Consider the following 4,078-nt stretch of genomic DNA (forward strand, 5'->3'; position numbering starts at 1 on the left):
ACATTGATGTTGGATGTTATGGCCTCATCGCGGGCAAGCCCGCTCCCACAGGTATTTCCTGTGGATGCAGTATTTGCATTACACGCGGAATTGATCCATCAAACTCTGCTGCTGATTCGCCAGGCTATTGAGCGACTGACTCACCCGCGCCGATTCATTCGCCTGCCTCGACAACGACTCCGTCACATCCCGAATCGTCGCCACGTTGTTGTTGATCTCCTCGGCCACGGCGCTTTGCTCTTCAGCGGCACTGGCGATCTGCAAGTTCATGTCGCTGATCACCGTCACCGCTTCACCAATCTGCCGCAGTGCCGTCACCGCCTGACCCACCTGTTCGACGCTGCCCTGAGCCTGACGATGGCTGTTGTTCATCGAGCCGACCACGTCCTGAGTGCCACTCTGCAACTGCTCGATCACCAAGCGGGTTTCCTCGACAGATTCCTGGGTCCGGCGTGCCAGGTTGCGCACTTCATCGGCCACGACGGCAAAACCGCGTCCGGCTTCACCGGCACGAGCGGCCTCGATGGCGGCGTTAAGCGCCAGCAGGTTGGTCTGTTCGGCGATGGCCCGGATCACTTCCAGCACTGAACCGATCTTCTCGCTGTTGGCCGCGAGGCCTTCGACTTGAACCATCGCCGCGCTCATGTCGGCGGCGAGGTTGTCGATGCTGGCGGTGGTGCGGTCGATCACGGTCAAACCGCGGCGGGTCGCCTGATCCGCATCCCGCGCTGCCTGTGCGGCTTGCGCTGCACTGCGAGCAACGTCCTGGGCGGTGGCGCTCATTTCGTGGGAAGCGGTAGCGACCTGATCCACCTGACGGTATTGCTGTTCCATGCCGGCGCTGGTCTGGGTGGCGATGGCGGACGACTGATCCGCCGTGCTGCGCGCGTCCTGCACCGAGCGTTTGACCTCGGCGATGATCGGTTGCAACTTGTCGAGGAAGCGGTTGAACCAGCCGGCCAATTGGCCGAGTTCGTCCTGCTTGTCGTAGGCCAGGCGGCGGGTCAGATCGCCTTCGCCGCTGGCAATGTCTTCGAGCATGTGCGCCACACCCAGGATCGGCTTAGTCACGCTGCGGGCCATCAGCCACACCAGCATCAGGCCAATCAACGCGGCCAGCACACCCAGGCCGAGTTCGACCAGGGTGCCGGCGGTGTTGCTGTCATCCAGTTGTTTTTTCAGCGCTTCGGCGGGGCCGACCAGGACTTTCTCCGGCACATCGAGCAACACGCCCCAGGACTTGCCACCGGGAATGGGCTGGAACGGCGACAGCACTTTGAGCTGTTGATTGCTGTGCAGGCTTTCGGTCTTGCTGCTGGTGGCGAGCATGCGGACCAGCTCGGCACCGTTGGTCTTGTCCACGGAGTCCAGGCGCTGGCTGAGCTTGCTGGCGTCCGGGCTGTAGCCGGCCAGCAAACCGACCGGGCTGATGATGCTGACGTTGGTCTGGCCGTCATAGAGCTTCTTGCTCGCACCCTGGCTGACGGCTTGCAGGCTGTTGAGGTTGATGTCCACCGACAGCGAAGCGATGACCTTGCCGTTGACCATCAGCGGGAAAACGATGCTGGTCATCAGCACGTTCTGGCCGTCGATCACGTAGAAGTAGGGTTCGATCACGCAGGGCTTGAGGGTCGTGCGCGGGCAGGTGAACCAGGCATTGGCCGGTTCGCCGCTGGGGCCGGTGCTGGTGTCGGCCATGTCGCTTTCGGGCAGCGCCATGGACGTCACTTTACCCGGTGTCGGTTGCGACCAATAAAGGGCAAAACGGCCCTTGTCGTTGCTGCCCAGCTCAGCTTGGCCGGCGAACAGATCGTCCTTGCCGTCCAGCGCGTTGGCTTCGAACACCAGCGAGAGGCCGAGCAGTTCCGGGTTGGCTTGCAGGGCCGACTTGACCTGACGCGTCAGGTCTTCACGCAGGTCAAAGGCATCGAGGAAGCGCTTCTCGGCCTGGTCGCGCAGGAACAGCACCTGACGCGAAAAGCCGTGGCCATATTGATAGGCATCCATGAACTGCTGGCGAATCCCCAGCGCCTGGTTTTCACCCTGGGATTCGATCCGGGCCTGGGCGGCTTCGGTGAGCATCTCCATGCTGGATGCTTTCACCATCTCGGAGCTGTGCTCCATGCGATACAGCGAAAGACCCACCAGCAGGGTCACGATGCCGGCCAGGCACAGCCCGGCCAGCAGGGTGATTTTCCATTGAATGGAAAGTTGTCTGAGCGACATGGAGACGTCCTTTATTCGATAAATATCTGAGACTTTGCACTGTAACGGCCGTGATTCGGCTTTCTTTATTCGCGCGATTAAATAAGCCATCACACGAAACCTGTAGCAGCTGGCGAAGCCTGCGTTCGGCTGCGCAGCAGTCGTAAAACCTGCTTGCACGTTCTGCCAGATACACCGCGTCAGCTGGATTACGACTGCTTCGCAGCCGAACGCAGGCTTCGCCAGCTGCTACAGGGGGGGTGTTGGCTTTGACAAGGCGGCAGCGGTCCGGCACAGTGCGCGCCCTCTAATAAAACCCTCTCATTCAATCCGCTGGCGGCTCTTTGCAGACTGCCGGTCGGACTCTTTCCGTTTGCCTTGAGGTAACGATGATTAATGCTGTAATTGCCGCGGTCGGCGTCATGCTGATCCTCAGCCTGTCCCGCGTGCACGTCGTAATCGCGCTGATCGTGGGCGCCCTGGTGGGTGGTTTGACCGGTGGTCTGGGCATCGACGCAACATTAAAAGCCTTCAACAGCGGCCTCGGTGGCGGCGCGACGGTTGCGTTGTCCTACGCATTGCTCGGCGCTTTCGCAGTGGCCATTGCCAAGTCCGGCCTGGCACACGCCCTGGCCGACAAAGCCTTGCTGATGGTCGACCGCCAGCACGCCAGCGGTGGCCGCCAGGTCAAATGGCTGTTGATCGGTTTGCTGTGGGTGGTGGCCATCGCTTCGCAGAACCTTCTGCCGATACATATCGCCTTCATTCCGCTGCTGGTGCCGCCGCTTTTATATGTGCTGACCAAGCTGCAACTGGATCGCCGGTTGATTGCCTGTGTCATGACCTTCGGCCTGATTACGCCGTACATGTTCTTGCCCGTGGGCTTCGGCAATATCTTTCTTAATGAAATCCTGCTGGCCAACGTCGCCCGTAGCGGCGTGGACATCAGCGGCATCAACGTCACCCATGCCATGGGTATTCCGGCATTGGGCATGGTCGTCGGGCTCGCGGCAGCGTTTGTCAGCTATCGCAAGAAGCGCGTCTACGATCTGGAAAAGATCGAGCAAGTCGAACAGGTCGCGGTGCAGTACAACCCGCTGAGCCTGATGGTCGCCGGTCTAGCCATCGCGGTGGCGTTCATCATTCAGCTGTTGCTGGATTCGATGATTATCGGCGCGCTGACGGGTTTCCTGATCTTCTCGGTCTCGGGCATTGTGAAGTGGCGCGACACCGATGACCTGTTCACCGAAGGCATGAAAATGATGGCGATGATCGGCTTCATCATGATCGCCGCGTCCGGGTTTGGCGAAGTGATTAAAGCCACCGGGCAAGTGCAAACGCTGGTCGAAACCTCGGCTTCATGGATCGGCCACAGCAAAGCCATTGGCGCGTTGCTGATGTTGTTGGTGGGCCTGTTAGTGACCATGGGCATCGGCTCGTCGTTTTCCACCGTACCGATTCTGGCGGTGATTTTCGTGCCGTTGTGCGTGCAACTGGGCTTCAGCCCATTGGCGATCGTTTGCATCGTCGGCACTGCTGGCGCCTTGGGTGACGCCGGTTCGCCAGCCTCAGACTCGACCCTCGGCCCGACCTCCGGTCTGAATATCGACGGCCAGCATCACCACATCTGGGACACCGTGGTCCCGACCTTCCTGCACTACAACATCCCGTTGCTGGCGTTCGGTTGGGTAGCGGCGATGGTCCTGTAACCGCATTCAACTTTTGACCTGGCGTGCCGTTAAAGCCTTTAACCACGCCAATAAAATCAAAAGAGTGAACCGTCATGCGCATGAGCCTGAAGGCTAAAGTCCTGTCCCTTGCCGTCCTCCCGGTGTTGCTCTTTGCGCTGGTCATCAGCCTGACCACGTTGTTC

General features: G+C 60.0%; 2 protein-coding genes and 1 pseudogene. 1 reads left to right on the plus strand and 2 read right to left on the minus strand.

Annotated features, from left to right (window positions below; translation table 11 throughout):
* Window positions 1-78: 78 nt before the first annotated feature.
* Complete coding sequence (locus WLY71_RS31525; RefSeq protein ID WP_425589976.1) at window positions 79-834, minus strand: methyl-accepting chemotaxis protein; 756 nt, start codon at window positions 832-834, stop codon at window positions 79-81.
* A gap of 102 nt (window positions 835-936) precedes the next feature.
* A pseudogene (locus WLY71_RS31530) lies at window positions 937-2,316 on the minus strand (cache domain-containing protein); the annotation flags it as partial.
* A 281-nt stretch (window positions 2,317-2,597) separates the two neighbouring features.
* Here WLY71_RS31530 and WLY71_RS29905 point away from each other — a divergent pair.
* On the plus strand, window positions 2,598-3,914 hold the full coding sequence (locus tag WLY71_RS29905; RefSeq protein ID WP_347806444.1) for a Na+/H+ antiporter family protein: 1,317 nt from the start codon (window positions 2,598-2,600) through the stop codon (window positions 3,912-3,914).
* Window positions 3,915-4,078 lie beyond the last annotated feature (164 nt).

This window comes from Pseudomonas rossensis, assembly GCF_039888995.1.
Taxonomy (GTDB): domain Bacteria; phylum Pseudomonadota; class Gammaproteobacteria; order Pseudomonadales; family Pseudomonadaceae; genus Aquipseudomonas; species Aquipseudomonas rossensis.